19 protein-coding genes and 7 pseudogenes are annotated in these 22,145 nt (G+C 57.1%); 14 read left to right on the forward strand and 12 right to left on the reverse strand.

Going from position 1 to position 22,145, the window contains the following annotated elements; translation table 11 throughout:
- Window positions 1-109 precede the first annotated feature (109 nt).
- The gene (locus MLPF_RS14485; RefSeq protein WP_475032061.1) at window positions 110-1,390 is read left to right on the forward strand and encodes a competence/damage-inducible protein A; all 1,281 of its coding nucleotides are present in this window, start codon (window positions 110-112) and stop codon (window positions 1,388-1,390) included.
- On the opposite strand, the pseudogene MLPF_RS14490 reads toward MLPF_RS14485, so the two are convergent.
- Window positions 1,365-2,581 (reverse strand): annotated as a pseudogene (locus MLPF_RS14490) (MFS transporter). The gene MLPF_RS14485 and the pseudogene MLPF_RS14490 overlap by 26 nt on opposite strands.
- 144 nt (window positions 2,582-2,725) lie before the next feature.
- Here MLPF_RS14490 and MLPF_RS14495 point away from each other — a divergent pair.
- Together MLPF_RS14495 and MLPF_RS14500 are read left to right on the forward strand one after the other, a co-directional pair.
- Window positions 2,726-3,587 (forward strand): annotated as a pseudogene (locus tag MLPF_RS14495) (amidohydrolase family protein); the annotation flags it as partial.
- 8 nt (window positions 3,588-3,595) lie between these two features.
- Window positions 3,596-4,015, forward strand: coding sequence for a phage holin family protein (locus MLPF_RS14500; protein ID WP_045843555.1), 420 nt, complete (start codon window positions 3,596-3,598; stop codon window positions 4,013-4,015).
- A gap of 17 nt (window positions 4,016-4,032) precedes the next feature.
- Here the strand turns inward: MLPF_RS14500 and MLPF_RS14505 are convergent, their stop codons facing one another.
- The 4 genes from MLPF_RS14505 to MLPF_RS14520 form a co-directional block, all read right to left on the reverse strand.
- Entirely contained in the window at window positions 4,033-4,995 is a 963-nt protein-coding gene (locus tag MLPF_RS14505) for an FAD-dependent oxidoreductase (RefSeq protein WP_045843554.1), read from the reverse strand.
- A gap of 54 nt (window positions 4,996-5,049) precedes the next feature.
- Window positions 5,050-5,514 carry an Rv1352/Rv1906c domain-containing protein gene (locus tag MLPF_RS14510; RefSeq protein ID WP_045843553.1) on the reverse strand — a complete coding sequence of 155 codons (465 nt, stop codon included), beginning with the start codon at window positions 5,512-5,514 and terminating at the stop codon, window positions 5,050-5,052.
- Window positions 5,515-5,736: 222 nt separating this feature from the next.
- Entirely contained in the window at window positions 5,737-5,886 is a 150-nt protein-coding gene (locus MLPF_RS14515; protein ID WP_236685127.1) for a hypothetical protein, read from the reverse strand.
- A 404-nt stretch (window positions 5,887-6,290) separates the two neighbouring features.
- Window positions 6,291-6,593 carry a hypothetical protein gene (locus MLPF_RS14520; RefSeq protein ID WP_236685124.1) on the reverse strand — a complete coding sequence of 101 codons (303 nt, stop codon included), beginning with the start codon at window positions 6,591-6,593 and terminating at the stop codon, window positions 6,291-6,293.
- 234 nt (window positions 6,594-6,827) lie between these two features.
- Between MLPF_RS14520 and MLPF_RS14525 the strand changes: the two genes are divergently transcribed.
- Window positions 6,828-7,037, forward strand: a complete 210-nt coding sequence (locus MLPF_RS14525; RefSeq protein WP_237817217.1) for a hypothetical protein — start codon at window positions 6,828-6,830, stop codon at window positions 7,035-7,037.
- A 211-nt stretch (window positions 7,038-7,248) separates the two neighbouring features.
- On the opposite strand, the gene MLPF_RS14530 is transcribed toward MLPF_RS14525, so the two are convergent.
- Window positions 7,249-7,485, reverse strand: a complete 237-nt coding sequence (locus MLPF_RS14530) for a peroxidase family protein (protein ID WP_345790346.1) — start codon at window positions 7,483-7,485, stop codon at window positions 7,249-7,251.
- On the opposite strand from MLPF_RS14530, the gene MLPF_RS14535 reads away from it, so the two are divergent.
- The gene (locus MLPF_RS14535; protein WP_236685123.1) at window positions 7,393-7,920 is read left to right on the forward strand and encodes a hypothetical protein; all 528 of its coding nucleotides are present in this window, start codon (window positions 7,393-7,395) and stop codon (window positions 7,918-7,920) included. The genes MLPF_RS14530 and MLPF_RS14535 overlap by 93 nt on opposite strands.
- On the opposite strand, the pseudogene MLPF_RS16645 reads toward MLPF_RS14535, so the two are convergent.
- Window positions 7,917-8,254, reverse strand: a pseudogene (locus tag MLPF_RS16645) (transcriptional repressor). The gene MLPF_RS14535 and the pseudogene MLPF_RS16645 sit on opposite strands and share 4 nt — an antisense overlap.
- A gap of 1,001 nt (window positions 8,255-9,255) precedes the next feature.
- Between MLPF_RS16645 and MLPF_RS14545 the strand changes: the two are divergent.
- From MLPF_RS14545 to MLPF_RS14555, 3 genes are all read left to right on the forward strand, one after another.
- Window positions 9,256-9,438 (forward strand): hypothetical protein, encoded by a 183-nt coding sequence (locus MLPF_RS14545; protein ID WP_045843552.1) that lies wholly within the window; start codon window positions 9,256-9,258, stop codon window positions 9,436-9,438.
- Between the two features lie 114 nt (window positions 9,439-9,552).
- Window positions 9,553-9,777 carry a hypothetical protein gene (locus MLPF_RS14550; protein ID WP_045843551.1) on the forward strand — a complete coding sequence of 75 codons (225 nt, stop codon included), beginning with the start codon at window positions 9,553-9,555 and terminating at the stop codon, window positions 9,775-9,777.
- A 570-nt stretch (window positions 9,778-10,347) separates the two neighbouring features.
- On the forward strand, window positions 10,348-10,506 hold the full coding sequence (locus tag MLPF_RS14555; RefSeq protein WP_156147215.1) for a hypothetical protein: 159 nt from the start codon (window positions 10,348-10,350) through the stop codon (window positions 10,504-10,506).
- A 776-nt stretch (window positions 10,507-11,282) separates the two neighbouring features.
- Here the strand turns inward: MLPF_RS14555 and MLPF_RS14560 are convergent.
- The 4 genes and pseudogenes from MLPF_RS14560 to MLPF_RS14575 all read right to left on the reverse strand — a co-directional run bounded on the left by MLPF_RS14560 (window position 11,283) and on the right by MLPF_RS14575 (window position 15,092).
- Window positions 11,283-11,534 carry a nitronate monooxygenase gene (locus MLPF_RS14560; protein ID WP_236685117.1) on the reverse strand — a complete coding sequence of 84 codons (252 nt, stop codon included), beginning with the start codon at window positions 11,532-11,534 and terminating at the stop codon, window positions 11,283-11,285.
- A gap of 1,459 nt (window positions 11,535-12,993) precedes the next feature.
- A pseudogene (locus tag MLPF_RS14565) lies at window positions 12,994-13,240 on the reverse strand (YbhB/YbcL family Raf kinase inhibitor-like protein); the annotation flags it as partial.
- 328 nt (window positions 13,241-13,568) lie between these two features.
- Window positions 13,569-14,575, reverse strand: a pseudogene (locus MLPF_RS14570) (zinc-binding dehydrogenase).
- 29 nt (window positions 14,576-14,604) lie between these two features.
- A pseudogene (locus MLPF_RS14575) lies at window positions 14,605-15,092 on the reverse strand (SRPBCC family protein).
- A 353-nt stretch (window positions 15,093-15,445) separates the two neighbouring features.
- On the opposite strand from MLPF_RS14575, the gene MLPF_RS14580 reads away from it, so the two are divergent.
- The 4 genes from MLPF_RS14580 to MLPF_RS14595 all read left to right on the forward strand — a co-directional run bounded on the left by MLPF_RS14580 (window position 15,446) and on the right by MLPF_RS14595 (window position 19,025).
- Window positions 15,446-15,598, forward strand: coding sequence for an MBL fold metallo-hydrolase (locus MLPF_RS14580; RefSeq protein ID WP_193386764.1), 153 nt, complete (start codon window positions 15,446-15,448; stop codon window positions 15,596-15,598).
- Window positions 15,599-15,781: 183 nt separating this feature from the next.
- Complete coding sequence (locus MLPF_RS14585) at window positions 15,782-16,072, forward strand: MBL fold metallo-hydrolase (protein WP_193386763.1); 291 nt, start codon at window positions 15,782-15,784, stop codon at window positions 16,070-16,072.
- A 41-nt stretch (window positions 16,073-16,113) separates the two neighbouring features.
- Window positions 16,114-18,360, forward strand: coding sequence for a heavy metal translocating P-type ATPase (locus tag MLPF_RS14590; RefSeq protein ID WP_045843549.1), 2,247 nt, complete (start codon window positions 16,114-16,116; stop codon window positions 18,358-18,360).
- Window positions 18,361-18,851: 491 nt separating this feature from the next.
- Window positions 18,852-19,025 (forward strand): hypothetical protein, encoded by a 174-nt coding sequence (locus MLPF_RS14595; protein WP_156147214.1) that lies wholly within the window; start codon window positions 18,852-18,854, stop codon window positions 19,023-19,025.
- A gap of 405 nt (window positions 19,026-19,430) precedes the next feature.
- Here MLPF_RS14595 and MLPF_RS14600 read toward each other — a convergent pair whose 3' ends face one another.
- The gene (locus MLPF_RS14600; RefSeq protein ID WP_045843546.1) at window positions 19,431-21,410 is read right to left on the reverse strand and encodes a cytochrome c oxidase assembly protein; all 1,980 of its coding nucleotides are present in this window, start codon (window positions 21,408-21,410) and stop codon (window positions 19,431-19,433) included.
- 185 nt (window positions 21,411-21,595) lie between these two features.
- Between MLPF_RS14600 and MLPF_RS16005 the strand changes: the two are divergent.
- Window positions 21,596-21,859, forward strand: a pseudogene (locus MLPF_RS16005) (DUF5134 domain-containing protein); the annotation flags it as partial.
- Between the two features lie 133 nt (window positions 21,860-21,992).
- The gene (locus MLPF_RS16010; RefSeq protein WP_236685116.1) at window positions 21,993-22,139 is read left to right on the forward strand and encodes a DUF5134 domain-containing protein; all 147 of its coding nucleotides are present in this window, start codon (window positions 21,993-21,995) and stop codon (window positions 22,137-22,139) included.
- The last annotated feature ends 6 nt before the right edge of the window (window positions 22,140-22,145 follow it).

Below are 22,145 nucleotides of genomic sequence, written 5' to 3' on the forward strand. Positions count from 1 at the left end.
AAGGATCTAGTAGGCGGTGTCCATGTCGCTGCACTTGGCATAGCGAATCCTGTGATTTCGGGGCGCATTCGCCACGGCCCCGGGCTAATTCATGCGTAGTCTAATGGTGGTGAGCGTACGCGCAGGCATCGTGATCACTGGAACGGAAATCCTCACCGGCCGGGTCCGAGACAGAAACGGCCCCTGGATCGCTGATCGGCTGTTCGAGCTGGGCGTCAAGCTCTCACACATTACAATCTGTGGGGATTGCCCTGCTGACATCGAGGCGCAGCTGTGCTTCATGGCGGAGGTGGGCGTAGACTTGATTGTTACTAGCGGCGGCATGGGTCCCACCGCCGACGACATGACAGTCGAGGTAGTGGCACGTTTCTGTGGCCGTGGGATGGTGTTGGATGTCGAGCTCGAGAACAAAATTGCCGCCATCCTCAATTCACTGATGACGCGCTTCAATCCCGGTGACTTTGAGGCGGTCCGAGTCGCCATCCGCAAGCAGGCTATGGTTCCCGCCGGTTCGCAGGTGATTGACCCGATCGGCACTGCGCCGGGTTTGGTGGTGCCAGGTAAGCCGACGGTGGTGGTGCTTCCCGGTCCGCCACGTGAGCTGCAACCGATGTGGCGCCGCGCTGTCATGACCGCAGCCACTCGGGAAGCGATCGCCGGCCGAACCATCTACCGGCAGCAGACCCTGCGGATGTTCGGGTTGTCCGAGTCGGGGCTAGCCGAAACGTTGCGTGATGCGCAAGCCTCCATCCCTGGCTTTGATGCGCTCGAGATCACCACCTGCTTGCGGCGCGGGGAGATCGAAATGGTGACGCGCTACGGACCTGACGTCGTCAGTGTCTATACGGAGTTAACGCAGTTATTGCGTGACCGGCACGGACATCAGCTCTACTCCGAAGATAGTGTGTGCGTGGATGATCTGATCGCCCACCTGCTGGCCGGCCGCCGGATCGCGACAGCCGAGTCATGTACTGCAGGGCTACTGGCGGTACGGCTGACCGAGCGGCCTGGCTCATCTGACTACGTGGTGGGTGGCTTGGTTGCCTACTCCAAGGAGGCCAAGGTTGCGTTACTCGGCGTCGACCCGGTGCTGATCGCGGAGCATGGGGAGGTTTCTGAGCCGGTGGTCGAAGCGATGGCGGCGGGTGCGCTGCAGCGCTTCGATGCCGACACGGCCGCCGCGATCACCGGAATTGCTGGTCCGGGAGGGGGGACTGCGGAAAAGCCAATCGGAACGGTCTGCTTCGCCGTGATGCTTGCCGACGGAGGTCCGACGCTCACCCGGACACTACGGCTACCCGGGAACCGGTCCGACATCCGTGAGCGCTCGACGACCGTGGCGATGCATCTCCTGCGCCATGCGCTCAGCAATACCGACTCAGTACTGTGACTTCTGTTGGGAAAAAGCGGTTTTAGCAATACCAAACTGGACTCCAGTCACGTCTTTGCCGGTCAGTGTAAGTATCGCGACGGCAAGTAACACTGGCACTATCGTGACGGTCAACGCGAAAAGGGGTAGCCGTGGGACTCGGCTAGATGCTCCTGGATGGGCAGATTGAACGTCGCGAGCAAATTGTCGAGCTGGTAGGTAACGCCAGGTTAGGGGTCACGAAAGGCGTTCGGTGACATTTCGGTCAGGTGCGCGGGGGATGACACTCCACGCAGACCTGCATCAAGAAGGAGCCGAGGCACAACATCACCGCGGCATGTGAGTAGGCGCAGAGCGGCACGATCGGCAGTGCTAGCAGCGTGCAGAACACGACGGTGTTGCGTCGGCTGAACCACTGTAACAGCGTACCGAAGTACAGTCCTCCGATGATGGTGCCGACGTTTTAGATCATCATGACCCACTTGACGGTCGAGCTGGACAGGCCGGCACCGTGGTTGGAAGTGGCTCTCAAGAATGCCGGTTAGACGTCCTAGGTGCCGTGGCTCATCCAGTTGAAGGCGATCATCAGCAGCACCAGATATAGATTAACCGGCGGATGATCGCCCCGTTGCGCAGCACGTTACGGATTCTGTTGTTAATCAGCTGCATCCGGTCTTGGGTGGCTTCCCATACCTCAGATTCCTGCACCCGGCAAAGGATGATTAGGGTCGGGATGATGCTTAGACTGAACAACCATCGCCATGATAAGTGCAGCCAGTCCATCATCACCAGCGATGCCATATTCGCCAGTAAACAGCGAAACGCGTAGCTCTCCCACAGCAGACCGGAGAAAAGCCGTGACGTTCGACGGGAACCTTCTGCATCGCAAGCGTTGCACCCAGTCCTCTCATTCGCTGCCCATACCAATGCCGTGGAGCAACCGCCGGATCACCGGCACGGTGAAGTTTGGCGCGAACGCGCATAAGAATCCCACCAAGGAATAGAACATCCCGTCCACCATAAGTGGGAGTCGCCGACCGACCCGGTAGGCCCAGAGCCCAAACAACAATGCGCCCAACGGACGCATGGCTAGGGTGGCCATGGTAATGAACGTGAACTTCGGCTTTGCTGTGGTGGAAAGTTTTTTGCGATGTCGTCATAGACGAACACCACGATGAAGTAATCGAAGGCATCCATCGTCCAGCTAAACATTGCCACAATGAACGAGTTACGTGGATCACCAGTGATCCGTTGAATTTTTACGGAAGCATCGTGGCGTACCCGAAGCGATGGCACATGCGCGACCTGCTCGAGTACGTTCCGGATACATGAGCATCATGGATGCCTAAGGACACGTCGGCCAAGGGTGTGTTGGGAGACGTCGACTGCGAGCACATCGACACGATAGTGTTGTTGTATCCCAGCCTCGGTCTCTGCATACTTAGCTTCGAAGACCGTGATTTCGCTTCCAGATTAGCTCGGTTCTACAACCAGTGGATAGCGGACTGTTGCGCGCCGACAAAAGGTTGGTTGCGCGGTGTTGGTGTGATCTGGATGGAACACGGCCAGGTGGTTATCGACATCACGAGAAATGCCAAGGAACTTGGGATCGCTGCCACTTTGGTCCCGCCAGTTCTAAACGCTCGCAACCTCGAACACCCTGACCTTGGCCCGTTTTACGCAGCCATCGTAGAGCGTGGGATGCCGCTCAGCATGCACGGGGCGCCCAGTGTTCATTTACCGCAGATTGGTGTTGACCGATTCAAGAACTACATCCAAGTGCCATGCATTAGCTTTTCGTTCGACCAGATGACGGCGATAGCCGCGCTCGTCTCAAACGGAGTGGTCGAGCGTCATACGCAGTTGCGAGTCGTTTTCATGGAAGTCGGCGCGGGCTGGCCTCATTCTTCATCGATCGCCTGCACGAGCATTACGAGAAGTGGGGAAATTGGATTCGAGCGCGGTTGGCGCCATGATCCGCGCGATTATCTGGCCGAAGGCAACATCTAGGTTACCTGTGAGCTGGAAGAGCCGATCCTGCCCAGCGTGATCGACGTGCTCGGTGCCAACTTAATCATGTTCGCCAGCGACTGCCCGCATTGGAGGGGCGAATGGCCGGAAAGCACCAATCCGCTGCGTACCCGCACCGACATTAGCGACGGGGCGCGCGTAAAGATTCGCGGGTTTGAACGCGCAGCGTTTCTATGCCCTGCATTAGAACGTTCGATGGCAAGATCTCCCGGCGTGGGTCTTTTTGTTGTTCGCGTTGCGTTGACCAGTTTGGCGTTGTGGGTGGTCACCCAGTTCGTCCACGGCCTGAGTTTTGTCGGCGGCAACACGGCCTTGCAGAGAGTAGGCATCATTTTCGTGGTGGCGATGATCTTTAGTTTCGTCAACGCGATCATCAAGCCAATCGTGCAAATTTTGTCGATCCCTTTGTACATCTTGACCCTTGGCTTGTTTCACGTCGTCGTCAACGCGTTGATGTTGTGGATTACGGCCCGAATCACACAGCACACCACCCGCTGGGGACTACAAATCGACCACTTCTGGTGGACTGCAATCTGGGCTGCGATCGTGTTGTCAGTCGTGAGCTGGGTGTTGTCGATGCTGATTCGAGGTGCCGGATGCCGCACTCGCGGCTGAGAACTCCTAGTTAGCGATCAGCCACTGACCAGGAGCGCCACATCGCGTGCACACCCCCACGATAAAGTCACGCCGCTGCTGCTGTGGCCGTAGTTGTGAATGTACCGCACGGCCCCGCTCAGCTCAACCTCCACTCGCGGCGACGGACGGTCGGGCCGCAGTCCGGTAATTGTCTCGATCACCGCCGCCTCGCCGAGCCGTGGTTCGATTCTTCGGCAGCGTTGCAGGATGCGGTCAGTCACCGCGGGGTCTGGGGTGCGGTCCCAGCGGTCGGAGATACTGATGCCGCCGCACACCACGCGCAGAGGGTGGGGGAAATAGCAGGTCCACTCCGAACTGCTATTGACTTCCAAAAATAGTTGCTGCAGACCGGTATTGGTGAGGACTACGTGTTGACCAAACAACGGGCGCACCGTGTCATCGTCCGCGAGGGCTGCTGCGCCGAGACCGGTGCAGTTAACTACTATCGATGCAGTGTCTGCGGCCTCGGCCAGCGACCGTACTGAACGAGTTTCTAGTTCGCAGCCGGCTGCACCCAGTCGCGCTGTCAAGTAGTCGAGGTATTGGGGCATATCGATCATTGGCATGGTGCCGAAAAATCCGGAACTGAAGCCGTCAGGGAGATCGGCCGGGTCTGCCGGCCGCAGGTCGGGGATCAGCTTGGCTGCAAGCCCCATCCCGTTCGCCCCAGGCAAGTCGCCAACGGTCAACGCTGGCGCCATACGCACTCCAGTTCTGGGGTCGTTAGCCAGTTCACTAAATATCCGCAGCGAGTGTTCGGTCCAAGCCAGCGATGTAGCGGCACGTTCCTCTGGCCGTGGCGGCGCCCATACCGCACCGGCCACCGCGGAGGTCGTCTGATGCGGCATTGCGGTAGCCCACAGTCGCACTGGCCACCCCGCTTCGGCCAGACAGACGGCCGATGTTAAGCCACTCACGCCGGCACCAATGACGACAATTTGTTGCCTGTTACTTGCCATGGCAGCACCGTAACCGAAAAACCGGTTCAGCTGTTTGGGTGTGGCCAGTAGCGATCAAGACTGCGGCACTTGCTGTCTGTTTGAGGTGAGCAGCCCATTGAGGATCCCGAGATTGTGTTCCAGTTGCACTCCTGCGGCCGGCCCGGGGAGATCCGTTGATGCGGTGGCGTCGCTCGTCTGCTGCCAGGGCTGGCAGCCGGTGGTCTTGAATGCTTTGTTACTCGCCTCAATTTGCACCACCTGCGGCTTTTTGCTCATGGCGTTATCGATGAGGGTGCCATCGGGGTTGTTGATCCGCTTCCAATAACATGTCCCGTTGCCGACAGGCCCGGCTGAGCTGTACGTGCCGGGTGCAATGTCGGTCCCCACCGCATATGTACCATCGTGGTCGATTGTCGTCTTCGGTGCAGCCGACGGCTCCGGATCGGCACCGGCAACACCCGTCGACGCAGCGTAACTCGCGGCTACCACTCCCGCGATGACAAATCTCGTCGCAGCAGGCGCTGATGTCGACCACATGGGACCCTAGCGTACCTGGTGTGCGGAGGATTTCGAACCGCTGGGGCGCCAGGAGCAGTTCGCGCGGCCCTGTTTGGCCGTCAGGCCAGATCTAGCCGGTCAGTATTTATCAACTTGTTTCATGCAGCGACGAAGTTCCTGCACACAACTTCTGCTGCGCGTCATCAGCGTCATAGACCTCGGGAATCGCGTGCGACTCTGAATTTGACCCGAATACCAAGTTCACGCGGCTTCCCGTCCATTCATGTTTCCGTTGGCATCCTTGCCGTCGTCGCCTACCGCCGATGACCACTTCGTGCGCATGTCGAGCAAATTCACGAAGAAGTCGTTGGTCAAGGCGACTTGTGAGGACCCAGAGGTCTTGGTAAGCAAGTCTAGTTCGTGCCGAGTACGTGCAAACCCCAGCCAACATCGTTATTTCGGGAGTGTTCAGCGTCAACCGATTGAGCCTTGTCGATTAGCATGTACTCCGCTGGTAACGGGTTACTTTTTTTGAGGTAGTTGTGGAAGCCATCTTCCTTCGGCTCGAGTATGGCAAAGGATTCCACATCGGTCTGCTCTAGTGACGCATCCGCGCGGTTTAGCCAGAAGGGCACCATACATAACGGGAGGTTCAGCGTTTAAGGCCCCCGTCTCCACCGCGGCGCACCCGCCGAGCACAACCAGACCAGCGAATGACAGCTTGGTGTTATCGGTCGCCGAGGAATTGCAAGACTCCTGAATCCCTTCCAGTGTGCGTACCATCCGTGCTAGCTTGTCGGGCCCCCGAGACCTCCCTACCCAGCTTGTGGCTGCAGGAGGATACGACCGCCGTTGGCACCGCCGCAGTTATTGCTACCGCGGAACGACGCGGACGCCCATGCGGTGGAAACTAGTTGCCAAACAGTCAAACCCGACGACAGGATCTGGCTCTTTAGGTCGGCCATGTCGGCTGCATCGATGAGGTCGTAAATGATTGCAGGGATGGGGTCCTGCCACAACAGGACTTTTTTGGGAACTAGCGGTCTGAGATAGCGGACGACCGGCCCCATGTTGCGGTGGGTCAGCTTATGCCAGGCCTTGACAAACTTGTCGGCCAACTCCTCAGGATGCTCTAACCAGTGGTGCGTAATTCACTCTTAGAGCGGGTTGAACCGCATCGACAGGTCGGTCGTCAGCATGGCTGGGAGCACGCTTCCACGCTTCTTCGATGAGTTGAACAGGTCGGGCATGGTGCCCGCACCGGCACCGTACTTTGCGGTGTACTGCTAAGTGTCAGCGTGACTTTTCGTCAATTCCACACTTGTCACCGTACAAGGATCTAAAGGAAGCTGTTGTCCCACTTCGTCGGGGTGGATGTCCACATCACCTCGATGCCGCTGGTGATCGCGTCCTTGCTCACACCGGTGCTAAAGGAGCTTTTCCAGCCGAGGCGCATTTCCTCCAAAGGAGTGGCTTCGGGCTCAGTGCCAACCAGTTCGGCGTCGCCGGTTTCGTGGGTCTTGTCGAACGTGTGGCTTCCGACAATCAGCGCGGCCGTTTAGACATCATTATTTACCGCCATCCGGCTTACCGCCATCCGGCCGAATGTATCGCGGTATACCCACCGCCACGGAATCGGGTCCTGGTTGCCGTTGGGACTCTTCGGGGTCACGCAACCAGACCCCATTTGCACTGAGCCGAAGGGCTTGTACAGGTCCCGGATACCGGTAGCGGCTTTTACCGCGCCAAGCGGCTTCTTTGCACCAGTAGGTGTTATCGCGGGTTATCATTAATCTTCTGCGTCGAAACCAAAGATCTCTTGAGGCCCATACATTCCACTGTGCAGTTGCCGGCTAAGAGGATCAGATCGGCCGACGAGAACTTCTTGCTGTATTTTTTGACCAGCCACAGCAACCGATGAGTCTTGTTCAGGCCGGCGTTGTCGGGCCAGCTGTTGAGCGGAGCGAACCGCTGCAGGCTGGCCCCGGTGCGCCGCTGCCTTACTTTGATGCGGTAGGTGCCTACAGCGTGTCACGCCATCCGGATGAACAACGGTCTGTAGTGGCTCGCAGTCGGCTGACCACCACGGCTGCGAGGTGGTTCATCACTTCCGCGATGTCTCGTTTGAGTGCATCGACGTCGGTGGTCGTGCCCTCCTTGGCGTTAGTCGTACACCTCGCCCATAGGGTCGGCTACGGCAGGGTGTTGATGCAGAATCTTAAGATTGAGCTTGTTCGGCCACCAGTCCTGGTTCCTGCCGCCCTCGACGGGATACTTGATGTGACCGACAACCGGGCCCGCCGCTATCAGTGGCTTCCGTGTTGGCTTCATAAATGGGGGTGTTCCTCGGGTACGGCATTCCTTCTGGGATTGGGCTTATCCGACCGCGATCACGGGTGGGATCGCGGAGTGTCTGATGTCGCAAAGTCCGGGCATAGGACCTAGTGGATGACCTCGGCCTCATTAATAAGAAAGCTGTTAGGTTCTGAGGCAGGCAGACACGGCGCCTCACTAAATCGTATAATTTGTGTCTGCGATTGCTCTGCAGGACCGACACACAATGTTATGGTGGTTGTTGCCGACCTGTGACTCGTAGCGAGCAGCCGAACCCGAGGACGGGGATTCGCTTCGTGTCAGACTTGCTACAGTCAGGGGATGCAGTACGTCGTACACAGTCTCCCGGGACACTGCGGGCAATCCAACACGAAACGACACCACAGCTCGTTTCGATGGTTCGTGTGACGGCGATTTGTGGACGGGTCACACGCAAATAAGCCATGCGCAACTGCTTTGCGTAGTTTGATATTGAGGACAGCACGGACCGATATGACTCTAACTTTTCTGGAGCAGATCATAGAGTATGCTGTGGCCCGCACACCTTAGCACCGGCTGGATACTTCGACCATCGTTGAAGCCCGGTCCCCAGGGCCCGCGACTATGTCTGTTAAGTCCACGCCATCGGTGCTTTGAAAGTGCTGCTGTGAATCACAATCGCGGCGTCCATGTGTGCGTCGGGATGCTCAATCGCGACGACTTCCACCACCGGCTGATGCTTAGCCCTAGTCGCTCACAGCGATGCGGCGGGCGCAGACCGGTAGCTGATCGGGCAACGCCGCTCAACATCGCGCAGCTTGCTGGGGTGAGGCGCTACATCATCAGGAATGCGGGCAACCCATGATGGATCAGCACGACGGTATACGCGTAAGGCACGGGGCCGTTTTCCACGTATTTTACACTGTTCAGCTACGCTTGCAAAGCGTTGTCCGTAGGTGGTCAAAGTAATTGTCTTTGGTGTTGCCTTGGTGGTCACATTATCCAGCACATTGTTGTCCCTTTCATGTGGCGGTCATCGTGCTGACACCACCTTGCCTGTAAAATCTGACATTTCACCGACAACGGTGGCTACGTGACGAAAAATGTTGCGAGAAAAGGGAACAAGAAGACGATGTGCGGCTCTGACGGCTAGGTTAACCGCCGCACGTTGCCGGCTTAGCCAAGCGTGCGCTCATGGATCTCGTTGAAGATCAGCACCGTGATGCCGTCGAGCTACTCTTCGAGTTGGTAATAGCCCCCCGGCACGGGACAACAGTGGCGCGCCGGCCGCCACATATCGTGACAGCTTGTCGGTCTCCGCTTCAGGCACGGGCTTCCCATGACCGCCCCTTGCCGCTGGACAGCAAAATACTTGGGCATTTCGAAGATGCAAGTGCGGATCAGAACTGCCAGCCTAGTTGCCTCTTTCAGGATTTTCACGCTAATCAGTTGGCCACATGATGACCCGTGGCTGCGGTGCGTTCGGCGGCGCCGGCGGATGCAGGACCTGCCACATTTTCTTCGTTAGGTGCGTCGATGTGGAACCACACCGTGCTGGATTGTATCAGTTTTTATCCCGCTGTCCCAATAGGTGATCTCGCCGTGCCCGAACAGCAGATCGGCGTCATCGACGCTGCAGGCAAGGTGTGACGTGTACGGAAATGGGGTCCGGAAATTTTACGACTCACCACGTTGCTATACCCCTGTCGGGTCTGCGGATCCGAGGCGGTTTCAGCGATATACCCAGCGCCGATACTGTCCTAGATGTCGATCGATCGCCGTACGTTTGTCGGCATCGGTGATCACCAGCCAGCGCCAATCCTGCGGGTTGCTTGCGGTAGGTGTCTGCATCGCCCGGCGCGCGTACTCGAGTATGACGTTGTGACCGGCTGGGTCGGGTCAAAGCGTTTGCGCACCAACCGTGTGGTGACGAGCAGTTCGTCGACCGATGCGATGTCCACGCAATCTATACCGCGACCCACGGCGTGAGGTCGAGAATTTCCTCGTCGGAGAACACATCCCGCGTAGCCGCACGAAGAACGTGTTATCCATCGAGGCGATGTTGGCGTAAAGCTCCGCCGAGACATCGGCTGTTCAGCATCAATTGAGCACGAAAGCTAGAGCACGCGACGCAGTCGTTGATCTGTGCGATTCACCTTCGGGCTAACTTACGTTCTTCGGTCGGCAGGGCGGCTTTGCTGGTATGTGCTGCGGATCATCCGTTCGACCATGCCACCGAGCTGCAGCCGTAGTGCCTAGATCATGGCGGCTTCGCCACCGGGGACGTCGGGCACGTCGAGTCGAGCCATGAGGAACTTCTGCTACGTGAAGATCGATATCTACTTGAGGAAAAGGATTCTCAACACACCGGTCTAAGTCACCACTGTGCATTGTTGTGCATATGTAGACCCAGCTTCGACACCAAAAACGGTGAGCGTATACCGTCCTTTTGAACTATGTATGGTGTTCTCCAGTTCCAGAGCCAGGGGGGTGGGAGGTCACAGCGTACTGTTCATGCACAAGGCGCGCGGAAGATGAGTTCGAGAAAGCTAGATGCCCATGTTCGCCGAGGGTGACGAGGCCCGGCTGTTGTGGTACACCAATCAAGCGTACGGCAGCGGCCCCACGTACACCGCTATCACGGTAGCCGTGGTTCGCGACGGAACGGCATGGGAGTGCTTGACCCGGCGGGTTCAGAAAGGTGATCTCAGGGCGTAAACGCGCAGCCTGGACACCCTTCGCCATGAGGTCGAGACGAAGCTGCTGGTAGCGTTTCTGTAGTTGCCATTGTTCGAAATCGGTTCGATGAGATGTCGGTCGATGGACGAGAACACGATATAAGTCTTTACGTGGAAGGCGCCATGTGGCCCTATGAGGACAAGTTCGAGAAATACATTGTCTCAGATGTGGCGACGTGCACAAAAGGAGCCTCGAGCTAACGTCCATGCTGACAATGCACGCTGCATGACAGCTCATCCTCGGCAGCTACATGCCGCTGTGAGGTGATTCTCGTGCAGCGCATTATGTTTAGGTGACCATCCGGCTGTTGCGAACCTCCGAGTGATCTAACTCTGCATTAAGGGGTTTATTGTGCCGCCATGAACACGGGAATGATCTTCGACCCCGCCGCGGCTGGCGATCTCGTACGGATCGCGCTAATCAGCTACGAACGGTTGATCAGCTATGGATAGCTGGTGATAGTAGTGCGGCGGTGCGAACTTCGTGAATGAGTCCCGTCCCTTCGCCAACTAGTGAAATGACGACATCGCAGTATTGTTCGACGACCGCTTTCTCAAAGGCGCTCACCGACTCCGGTAGGAACGTCAACAGTCCATCCTTATTGCCATGCTTGGATCAACGGGTTAGTAGCCAGCTGCGCGTCGTAAATGTGGGTTAAATCCAATTGTCGCACAATGTCATAGACTCAGGGCCGGACAGTGTCTTCTCTGCCGTCCTGAATAATTGGCTACTGAGCTTACAGCATCACCGAAGTCTCAGTACTGGACCATAATCGGGTGCCGACCAGCTGTACCGTTGGCACCGAGGGTTGGTGCAGTCTCGGGGCTATGACCATCGGCGATACCGCCTGCGGCCAACACAAGTGTTTTGGCCGACTGTTTGGCGACTAAGTCGACGACGTCGGGCACCACCAAGGTGAAGCTCGAACGAGCGCCTATTTCGTGTCCGCCTGTATCGTCACCTTGGACTACGACGATGTCCGCTTCGGTTTTTTTAAGGCGTGGCATGACTGCTTGAGCGTCTGCACTTGGCAGATGAGCAGGATGTATTGGTTTGGTGAATGCGGCCGGCGAATGCCTCTGGATCAGTGTAAGACAACATGACCGTCGCTGGTTTCCGCGCTAGGGTCGCGTCGGACAGCTTAGGGTTACGGGCGAGGCTCCACTTGATGAATCTTACTCCGACCGTTACCCGCTGCGTTTCGCCGGATTGGCGCAGCAGCCAGTCCACGTCGCCCTAGTCTCCGCCGATGACACCGAGGCCGCCAGTCGCTGTCACGATCGCGGCGAGCCGGCCCCCCGGACACCTCGGTCGTTGGTGCAAGCAGGATCGGGTGTTCGATCTCGAAAAATTGTGTAAGATGGGTGTTAAGGGGCATCGCTATACTTAGTCGGTTCTCAGCTGAGCCTGGGCTGAGCTAGTCACTCAGGCGCATGAGCGCTGAACGATTGAACGCATCAGTGATTAAGACGATCGTGTGCAGCACGAACGATTGTAGAAACGGCTCGGCGACCGCGAAGAAGCCGTCCGGATCTCACGAGAAAGCCACATGGCCGTTCTCGAGGATCTCGACCGAGATCTAGCAATCGCGTTACGGGTGGCGCACGCAGCGCTCAGTGCATCGCGATGTCTTTCTTGCCTCACACGACACGATGAGCGTGGGTGTAGACAGTACGGCAGCACGACTGCACAGATCGCACTCGGGTGTAGTGAAACTGTGCCACAGCAGGGGAATCAGATTCCGCGCCAAGGTCGAGCCGTGGTGTCCAACCTAGCGCCGGACGTTGCTCTTACCGAGCTCATCGCTCCCGAACGTGCTTCTGCGGAACTGTCTTGCATGTGTCCTGCCGCGATCACCACGCCTCCTTCGTGCAGATCTTCTTGGTCATGTATGGGCTACCTGAATGCACTCCGCCCTATGAGCTGTTGAATGAGGCAGGTCTTGACTCTTCCCGGTAAGCACGCCGCAAGTGTGTTTGCTTACACTTTTCCATCGAAACCAGTCGCTAACAGCACGAACGACTTGAAAACGATATGGCGCAAAGATTATCGAAAACATAGTCAGGTTCACTATAACAATTTCAAAGCTACTATATTTAGTAATAGATTTGCTCCTTAACACATGCAAACTATGTTTAGCTGTTTCCACTGGTGATTTCTTTCATGGTCTATTGCCCCCGGATCTGATGGTATCCAATTTCCTTGGCCCCAAAGGCTTCTTGTATCTTCCTATTCCAATGCACGGATGCTACTTCGATGGTGCGGGATGCCATGGAATCCAGGTCGTTACCGTTATACTCGACCACAACCTCGTCCATTAGGCACTCAACGATCGGGAGCTGCCGGTGCGCGGCTGCGTTAGCCGCCGAACGTTCTGGTAAGTTGGATTTGTTGGATTGTGACCTCTTTTATCCCCTACACTTCTGCCAATCCGGGCGGGAGTGTGACGGTGTCCGAAGGTTGGTCAAGAGTAGACCGGTAGTGGTGTGTCCCCGTGCCCTCCGGCGGGCACGGACCGCTGTACACAGGTTATCCCGTGGTGTTAGGCAAGACGCTATTTCCGGGAGGAGTCTGACCATACGCGGTATTTCCGGGACCGGGGGGCGATTCTGATTACGATCCAGTGGACGTACGTTTCGCCAGGAGCGTCCGGGTCGTCCACCACAAGGGCCGCTCCCGACGACGCCACCCTGGTTAACGGTGGCGCCATGTTGGTATCCTACTGCACTGGTATCGATATATCGTCGGCTCCGCAGGCGATTGGCATCGTAGAGCGACCGGCGCTGTCGAATCTGCTCAAGCTGACCCCCGACTCGTCTGGTAAAGTCTCAAAGTGACGGTTGTGGTTTTCGGTGTGGACGGCGATGTAATCCGGTTAATATGGTTGTCTAGAGTAGCCGAGCACTACCAGGAGTAGCACAGGACCGCGATGGCCGACTTGATCCGGTGCGGTGTGCTCGTCATAGCGGTTTTCACGCCGGACATTGCTGAAAACCGTAGTGCGAGAGGGTAGCATCTTTGATATGCGGTGTAACTACTACTTACGGCACCAGCCACAACTTTAACCCGATGTTCTTTCGTGGCCGCCAGGGATTTGGTGTGCTTTGGGCGCTTCAGCGAACGGTATGGCCGCGTGGACGATCGGGAAAACGTGTCGTCCTGCAACGCCTTGGTCAGCGGCGTAATCCATGACTCAAGCGTGCTACGATCGTCCCACAATCGCGGCACGCTTAGGTCACTCACCGTTTTCGTTTCCTCGAGTTGGGTGAGTAGGTTAAAACCACTTAGCATCGACTACGCGTGTGTAACTACCCTGCTCAGCGAACGCTTTTCGCTCTGCTGTATCGCAGAAATCCCATAGCCGACAAGCCTTCCACCGGAGTGCAGCAGATTCATAAGAATGCCGCAGCGAGGTGCCGTCAAATGCGTCAAGCACAAGACCGTAGGGGACGAGGCCTTTCCATTAGTCGTTGCAGCGATAGTTGATGGTGCGGTCCACACCCAACTCGGCAAGTTTTTGGTGCTTTCCTGGCGACGCAATGCCGTAAACTTCGGCGACGGCGGCTTTCACGAGTCGAATGGTCGCGATGCTGACACTACCCGACGCTGCGTGAATTAGTACTTGCTCACCAGCACGTAGGATCGATAGTCGGCAGCGCTGCCTATGCAGTCGTGTAGTTGATCGGGATCGCGGCGCCTTGTTCGAATCACCCCTTCGGGGAAGACTATCGTATCGCCCGCTGCAATGTTGACGGTTTTCGCGTAGCTGCCGAATCGTCTAACGGCTAAAACTCGTTCTTCGACACGGTTCGCATCGACGCCGTCTCCGACGGCCTACACCGAACCGGCGACTTCGTAACCGACTATTGTTGGCAATTTTGGTGCTTCTGTATATAGGCCGATATGGGTGAGATGGTTGGCAAAGTTTACTCCAGCGGCACGTACAGTGACCCGCAGTTGGGCCCGGTCTTGGCGGGGGCGGGCTGGGCTGCTGCTGCACCTGCAAGACCGATGAGTCGCTGTGCTTGGTGATGACGACTGCACGCATCGTTTCCTCTCCGGATACTGCTAGCAGGATTATCTGGTGATCGTTGCACACGCGTCGCGTTGTACAGCAATAGCGGTGAGTTGATTGCCCAAGTGGCCCTTGCAACGGCCTGCGAAAACAGCCTCGGTGAAACAGGGGAGGACGATGTCGCGCCTACCTAGAGTCCATGCGATTGAAGGCTGCGGTTATCCGTTTGTCATTCAAATCAAAGCCCATGTTTTCCAGAAATACTCTGGTCCAGCACCTTCCATGGCACGGTGCCAAGCGAGCTTCTAGGCTGAGGTGAAGGTGTACGCAAAGCGTTGGGGTGGAACCACCTCAAGCACTTTGCAGGGTTGCTTGCCGTAACCGGTTATTTCGAAGGTAAATTGGTGGTCAACCGCCGTAGCCACTTTACCCGCTGCCCATCAGATTCTCTTTAACACTGGTTTGTTCAGCAGCCGCTACGCCTTCGCCGGAGGCGCTGCCATGAATTTGGTCGACTACGGATTGTAACAGGCTTTGATGTCTCGGCCATCCCAGGTCCTTTTGTTATTTCGGTGAGTACATCCAGTCTTGTCCGTCAGAACTTTTCTAACGGATGCAGCTATTCACCTAGTTACGCCAAACGGTCTCGCGGCCAGTCGGTAGATGCGTTGACGACCCTGTGGTTCGTTAGCAACCAGCCTCCCTGTACAACGGCTGGCCTGGTCAAGATGCGGTGAGACGTGGATACGATGTCGGAAACACTCGACATATCGACTCTTTCCGTTAAGTGCACGCCAGGCTGGCGGCTACTTTATTCTTTGTACATTTCGCCTTGGAGCAGCTGACAAAAAACGTGTATCGTTATTTGTTATCGTTCTGCGACATCAGAGTCGGGCTGGTGCTGTGGGTGCAGTGCTGGTCGACACGGGAACCAAGCTCGCTGAAGCAGATGCGATCGACGCCGAATTTAGGCAGCTTGTCAGCAGTCCGATCGCTCTTGTTGTGTTGAAGTACAAGAACTTCGAACACATCCTGGGAGGATCGGTGTTTGCATGAGTTGAAATGCACTGTGCACATCAGGTTTTCGAATACCTGTCTTCTGCTACCGAACTGCTATGCGGCGATGCGCCCGCTGTACCACGGACTCTACGACGCTGTCATCAATCTCGGTGACCGGGGTGTGACCATTGCTCATCTGGGCCGTGGACGCACCACTTTGAGCCCAGTTACCTAGTTGTGGTGGTACCTGGCACAGAATCGGACGGCGGCACGGTCATGGTGTTCACTGATCATCTGGTCGAGGAGTCCGCCGACCCCGTAGTCGACGCTGATTCCGATGTAGCCGAGTGGCCGACTACGTTTAAACGGTTAGTCGCCACTAGTGGCCTCGATGCCATCTATGTCCCGGGTCATGGAATGTCGTCGATGCGGCATTGTTCTTCGCCAGCGGGAGTGGTTGTGGGAACGTGCGGACCGCGGGCCCGGCCAACCACGGGCGCTTTGTCAAAGTGCCCGTGGTTGTGCTTGTAGGATTATGGTGCGCAATACACCGATATTTGATGAGGAGAGTCGTGACGGCTCCGTTTGTGGAGGACACTAACCGTGAGTCCGTGCGACGTATTCAGCTGGATGTTGCAGGCATGTCGTGTGCGGCCTGTGCGAGCCGGGTCGAAACGAAGCTGAACAAGGTTCCCGGTGTCCGCGCATCAGTCAACTTCGCTACTCGAGTTGCGACCATCGATGCTGTCGACGTGGCGGTCGATGAGTTGCGCCAGGTGATTGAACAGGCTGGATATCGTGCGACTGCGCACACGGAGTCTGCCGTCGAGGCAACGGATCCTGACGCCGACTATGCCCGCAATCTGCTGCGAAGGCTCATTGTCGCGGCGCTGCTGTTCGTTCCGTTGGCCGATCTGTCGACCATGTTCGCGATTGTGCCGACGAACAGATTCTTCGGCTGGGAATACCTGCTTATCGCGTTAGCAGCCCCGATTGTGACATGGGCCGCGTGGCCTTTCCACCGTGTTGCGCTGCGCAACGTGCGTCATCGGACAGCATCCATGGAAACGTTGATTTCGGCTGGAATCGTAGCGGCCACCGGTTGGTCGCTGTCGACGATCTTCGTCGCCAAACAGCCCCAGCAGAATTACGGAATTTGGCAGACTACGCTGCACAGCGACTCGATCTACTTTGAGGTTGCCGCGGGAGTCACCGTCTTTGTTCTTGCGGGTCGGTTCTTCGAGGCTCGCGCCAAATCCAAGGTCGGCAGTGCATTACGCGCGCTTGCTGCCCGGAGTGCCAAAAATGTGGCGGTCTTGCTGCCCAATGGGGCAGAGCTTGTGATACCGGCTGGAGAGCTCAAACGGCAACAGTACTTTGTGGTACGGCCCGGTGAGACCATTGCCGCCGACGGTGTGATCATCGATGGCACTGCAGCAATCGATATGAGCGCTATCACTGGCGAGGCCAGACCGGTACGCGCGTCGCCGGAGGCCAGCGTGGTGGGCGGCACCACGGTGCTCGACGGCCGCTTGGTGATCGAGGCCACCGCAGTCGGTGGCGATACCCAATTTGCGTCGATGATCCGTCTCGTCGAGGACGCACAGGTGCAGAAGGCTCGCGCGCAGCACCTCGCCGATCGCATCGCGGCCGTGTTCGTGCCGATGGTTTTTGTCATCGCAGGATTGGCGGGTGTCGCTTGGCTGTTGGCTGGAGCCAGCCCGGATCGCGCTTTCTCTGTGGTGCTCGGGGTCTTGGTGATCGCATGTCCATGTACGCTCGGGCTTGCTACCCCCACCGCTATGATGGTCGCCTCCGGAAGAGGCGCTCAATTGGGGATTTTCATCAAAGGTTACCGAGCTCTGGAAACCATCCACGCGATTGACACTGTGGTATTCGACAAGACCGGCACGTTGACATTTGGGCAGCTGCGCGTTAGCACGGTAACGTCAACCGGCGGGTGGGGTTCTGGGGAAGTTCTGGCGCTCGCCTCCGCAGTCGAAGCGGCCTCTGAGCATGCGGTGGCAACGGCTATCATGGCCGCTTATTCAGATCCACGTCCGGTTGCCGACTTCATGGCGTTTGCTGGATGCGGTGTATCGGGAGTTGTCGCTGAGCACTATGTCAAAATTGGCAAGCCGTCCTGGGTAACCCGAAATGCACCATGCGACATCGTTCTCGAATCCGCACGAAGAGAAGGCGAATCACGCGGCGAGACAGTAGTTTTTGTATCGGTCGATGGTGTTGCATGCGGAGCTGTCGCGATCGCCGACACCGTCAAGGATTCAGCAGCCGACGCTGTCGCAGCACTGTGCAGCCGCGGGCTGCACATAATTTTGCTCACTGGTGACAATCAGGCTGCCGCGCGTGCGGTTGCAGCACAGGTAGGAATCGACACCGTTATCGCCGATATGCTGCCCGAAGCTAAGGTTGACTTTATTCAACGACTGCGTGATCAGGGGCACACCGTCGCTATGGTCGGAGACGGCATCAACGACGGCCCTGCCTTGGCATGTGCCGATTTAGGCTTGGCGGTGGGGCGCGGTACTGATGTCGCGATCGGCGCCGCCGATCTCATTCTGGTCCGCGACAGCCTGGGTGTTGTTCCGGCGGCATTGGATCTGGCACGTGCTACCATGCGGACAATTCGGACTAACATGATTTGGGCGTTCGGATACAATGTTGCTGCAATCCCCATCGCCTCCAGTGGCCTGCTCAATCCTCTGATCGCCGGTGCTGCCATGGCTTTTTCATCGTTTTTTGTGGTGTCAAACAGCTTGCGGCTAAGCAATTTTTGTCCTTCCCGCACGTCAGTCTGAACAGGCGTCTTTTATCAAGGGACCCCACTGCCAGAGATGCGTAGCAACCGTTACCCATGCCTTGATCGTCTCGACCATAAGGATTTGCACCGATATCGAGCTAACCAGCAATTTTTCGATAGTTGGCTAAAGTTAGCTGTAGGGGCTGCGCGATCGCTTTTGCAGCGCAGACTCTCCCCGCTGCAAGCGGTAGCAATCTTTGCTTTCGTGATGGTCACAGTGCGAAGTAAAGACTTTGACTATAAACTCCTTTATTTACTTCGGTCGGGTCATGCCGGGGTCTGCTGATTATCGTTATGCGGTGGAAAGTTTGAAGTCGCTGTTGGTGCGCTAGGACCTGCTGGTGGTACCCGGTTCCCGGGATAGTTTGGCTGCCAGAATTTTTCAGTGGTCCGGTTTTTGTGTGGTGTAGGTGCCGATGACCGCTGATGCTTACATCGGCTACGGCAACCGCGACAATGTCGCGTGTACTGTGTGGGAGTACGGAGCCAGTGACGTGGCCGGGATTCCATCTGGAGGATCAGGTCTTCCCTAAGCTGTGCGGTGCAATGGGTGGAATCGAGTTGATCTTCGCTGAAGGTCACGCCACCAAGATTCAGGCCGTGAACGCCGCGCGTAGTAGTGCCGAGCTTCTTGATAACTTGGTCGCATCAATGCCCGGTTGAACAGCGGGTTTGACAAGGCTCTGCCCCCGAGCCCGCTACTACGCTTACACTGGGGCGACCTGATCGTGATCGAGATGCTACAAACGCCGAAAGAGATCGAAACCTCGCAGTTCAGGTTATTGATGCGCCTATATACATGTTTAACGCAGGTCGCCTGCGAAACGTCTGAACTAACGTCACGTCAGTTCGTTGACCTCAGTGCCAAAGTAGTTTGGTCTACCCGCTGGTAGCTATCCTCGTTTATGCCGCCCTATGCGGGCGTGTTGCCCACCACTTCGTGGTGGGCAACACGCCCGCAACGTTTTAATCCGCAATCTTGGGCCTGACCGAGTCCAGTGACATCCTTGACAATAGCCACCACATACCTGGGCGTCGGGTCGCATCATCGACAACGGGTGGTTTTGTCTATCGACGCATCCGGGACAACTCCCGTAGCATCGCGTTGTATGCATCTAGGTCGTCATCGGCGTAGCTGTTGTCCGCATGCCGGTCCTCGCGGACGGCGACTCTGTGGTCCTGACGCGCCCACTGGGCCATCAGCGCCACTATGACGATGACTACAGGTAATTCTGTTGCGCCCCAGGCGATTGCTCCACCTATATGCTGGTCGGCGTCAATACTTGTCAGCCAGGGCAAATTGACAGAGCGGTAGAATTCGGCACCGATTGCCGATGTCATTGTCATCAAAGCGATCCCGAAGAAGGCGTGGAATGGCATCATTGCAAACAACAATCCGATTCGTGCCAGGTATGGGAGTCGTCGCGGCCCTGGATCGATACCAATGATTGCCCAGTAGAAGAGATATCCTACCAGCAAGAAGTGGATGGTCATGAATTCGTGGCCCCAGTGATAGCGAACCAGGGTATTGAACAGCGGTGTGAAGTAAACGATGTACGGTGACCCCACGAACCCGATGAAGGTCGTGATCGGGTGGGAAAGAAAGGCCGTAACGGAAGAGTGCATTAGCCATGCTAGCCATTCACGCGGTCCGGGTTGTTGTCCATCACCAGCCGCGGACAAAGCACGAAGTGCCAAGGTGACTGGCCCGCCCAGAACAAGGAGGATGGGGATGAACATATTCAACGTCATATGTTCGGCCATGTGCACGCTGAACATTGCCGAACCGTAAGTTCGCACACCTGAGCTGCTGGTGAATATCAGTGCGATACACCCGGTCAACCACGCCACCAGTCTCCCCACTGGCCAGGCGTTGCCTGCACGCCGCACACGGACAAAGCCCGCTATATATCCGATTCCGAGGGCGATGGCAGCAGTTCCGACGAGGCTGTCGAATCGCCACACGGTGAGAAATCTAACAATGTTAGGTGGCTGCGGCAGCTCGTAGCCCAGAAAAACGTCCCAGGCTGTGAACCTGTGGGTGAGGAATCGCGGCGCAGTTTGAACAGACATCGCCGCCGTCGCCGCCGTGACTGCCATCATGGCCAGCGCGGTAAGACGTGTCTGGTGATCGGAGTACGGCCGACCCACGATCAACGCCCAGCAGTCAGACAAGCACACCAGAGTCACCAGCACTCCGGCCACCAGGCCGAGGCGACCGAAGTCCGAACCGGTCATCGCCGCGCCCGGGCTAAGTAGATAGGCCAGCTCGGCTCCATATGCTAGCGCGAGCACTCCACATAAAACCTGAACAATCAGCACAGCGCGGCTTGGTGTTACCCCCGTCATCGCCGCGGTAATCTTGAGTCCGCTTAATGCGGCAACGGCGAGCGCGAAGGCAATCACAGCGCTGGTGGCGTAGTCATGGTCCGGTCCCTGCTCGGCGTTACCGGTCACCGCGGTCGCGATAACACCAATCACTGTGGGGATCAGCAGCACAAAGTGGTCGGAACATCGGATGATCACGCGTAGCGTCAACGTAACAAGCAACGCACAGATCGCCACAACGATCCACGCCCGTGAGGTCTCTGAAGCTGCAATGGCATTGGATAGTTTTGCGCCAGTTCGAAGCTCCGCCAGCGTCACACCGGAGTCGTTAGCAGCCTGAACCACCACCATCGCCAGTGCAAACGCCAGCCAGCCGATGGAAACACGCTCTTCAGCAAGGTGAATCCGAAACGCCTGAGCATCGATCAAGCCGTCTGCTTGCGGCCAGACCGTCATCACGAAGTAAATCAATGTTCCAAGACACAGCGCACTTGACAGCAACGCGCCGAAGTACCCCACGGGTTCGGCAACGCCGATGAAACTGCCGGGATCCGGATTGCCGACAGCGCCGTAGCGGTCAGCTCGCGAAAACAGCCCGTAGGCGGCAATGGCGACCACGTTACCCAGCAGGCCAGCCACCATCAGTGTGGTTCTCAAGGAGATCAGCGAGGGAATCCGTACAGGTGACGTCGCCGTTCCAGTCGGCTCGTCAGTCTGCATTGCTCGAGCTTACGGACGTTAGCGGCAGACCACGTAAGTGGTCGGCAAGCGTCGGTTGGTCAACGCCAGCTTACAGTAGCCAGATGTCTCCCCCGAAAGACGACACCTCGTATAATTGATGACTTGCTGCTGCGTTGGGTTGTCACCGGGCTGTTCGTGCTGAGCGCTGCCGCATGCGGCTTCGCATGTTTGGCCTGCCGCCGACCGTGGACGTTGGTTCCGAGCAACGGACTGCATTTTGCGATGACAGTGATGGCCTGGTCACGGGGTGCTCACCTACCAACGACAGGGGCCGTGGTGTTTTGCGGGCTAGCTGGGCATGGTTTATACTATTAGCTACCGTTTCGCCCCGAAGGATCGTCGAACAGGCGGCATATGCATATCCGGCTCTCGTGATGCTGGCGATGGTCTGGATGTACGTCATCATGGACAGTCGTTTTCACGGCGGCTGTTGGGCCACCGGCCATCACACATTGCTTCATATGTCGATGCCGGGCATGGCCATGACTACAGCGGTGGTGCCGGCAAGCGGAATAATGGATCATTACTCTACACTGCCTCTGGTTCGTGTTCTTCTGTATCGTGACGGTTTTCTGGACATACCGCTCTTTCGCAACGCCCCGAAAGAGCGCAGGCTTCAGTCGGTATCGTTCGCTGTATCACGCAGGTCAAGCTATGATGTCGACCGGGATGGCTATTATGTTCGGTGCTCTGCTGTTTAATGTTTAACAGCTG

Origin of the sequence: Mycobacterium lepromatosis, from assembly GCF_000975265.2 — a bacterium.
Classification (GTDB): Bacteria; Actinomycetota; Actinomycetes; order Mycobacteriales; family Mycobacteriaceae; genus Mycobacterium; species Mycobacterium lepromatosis.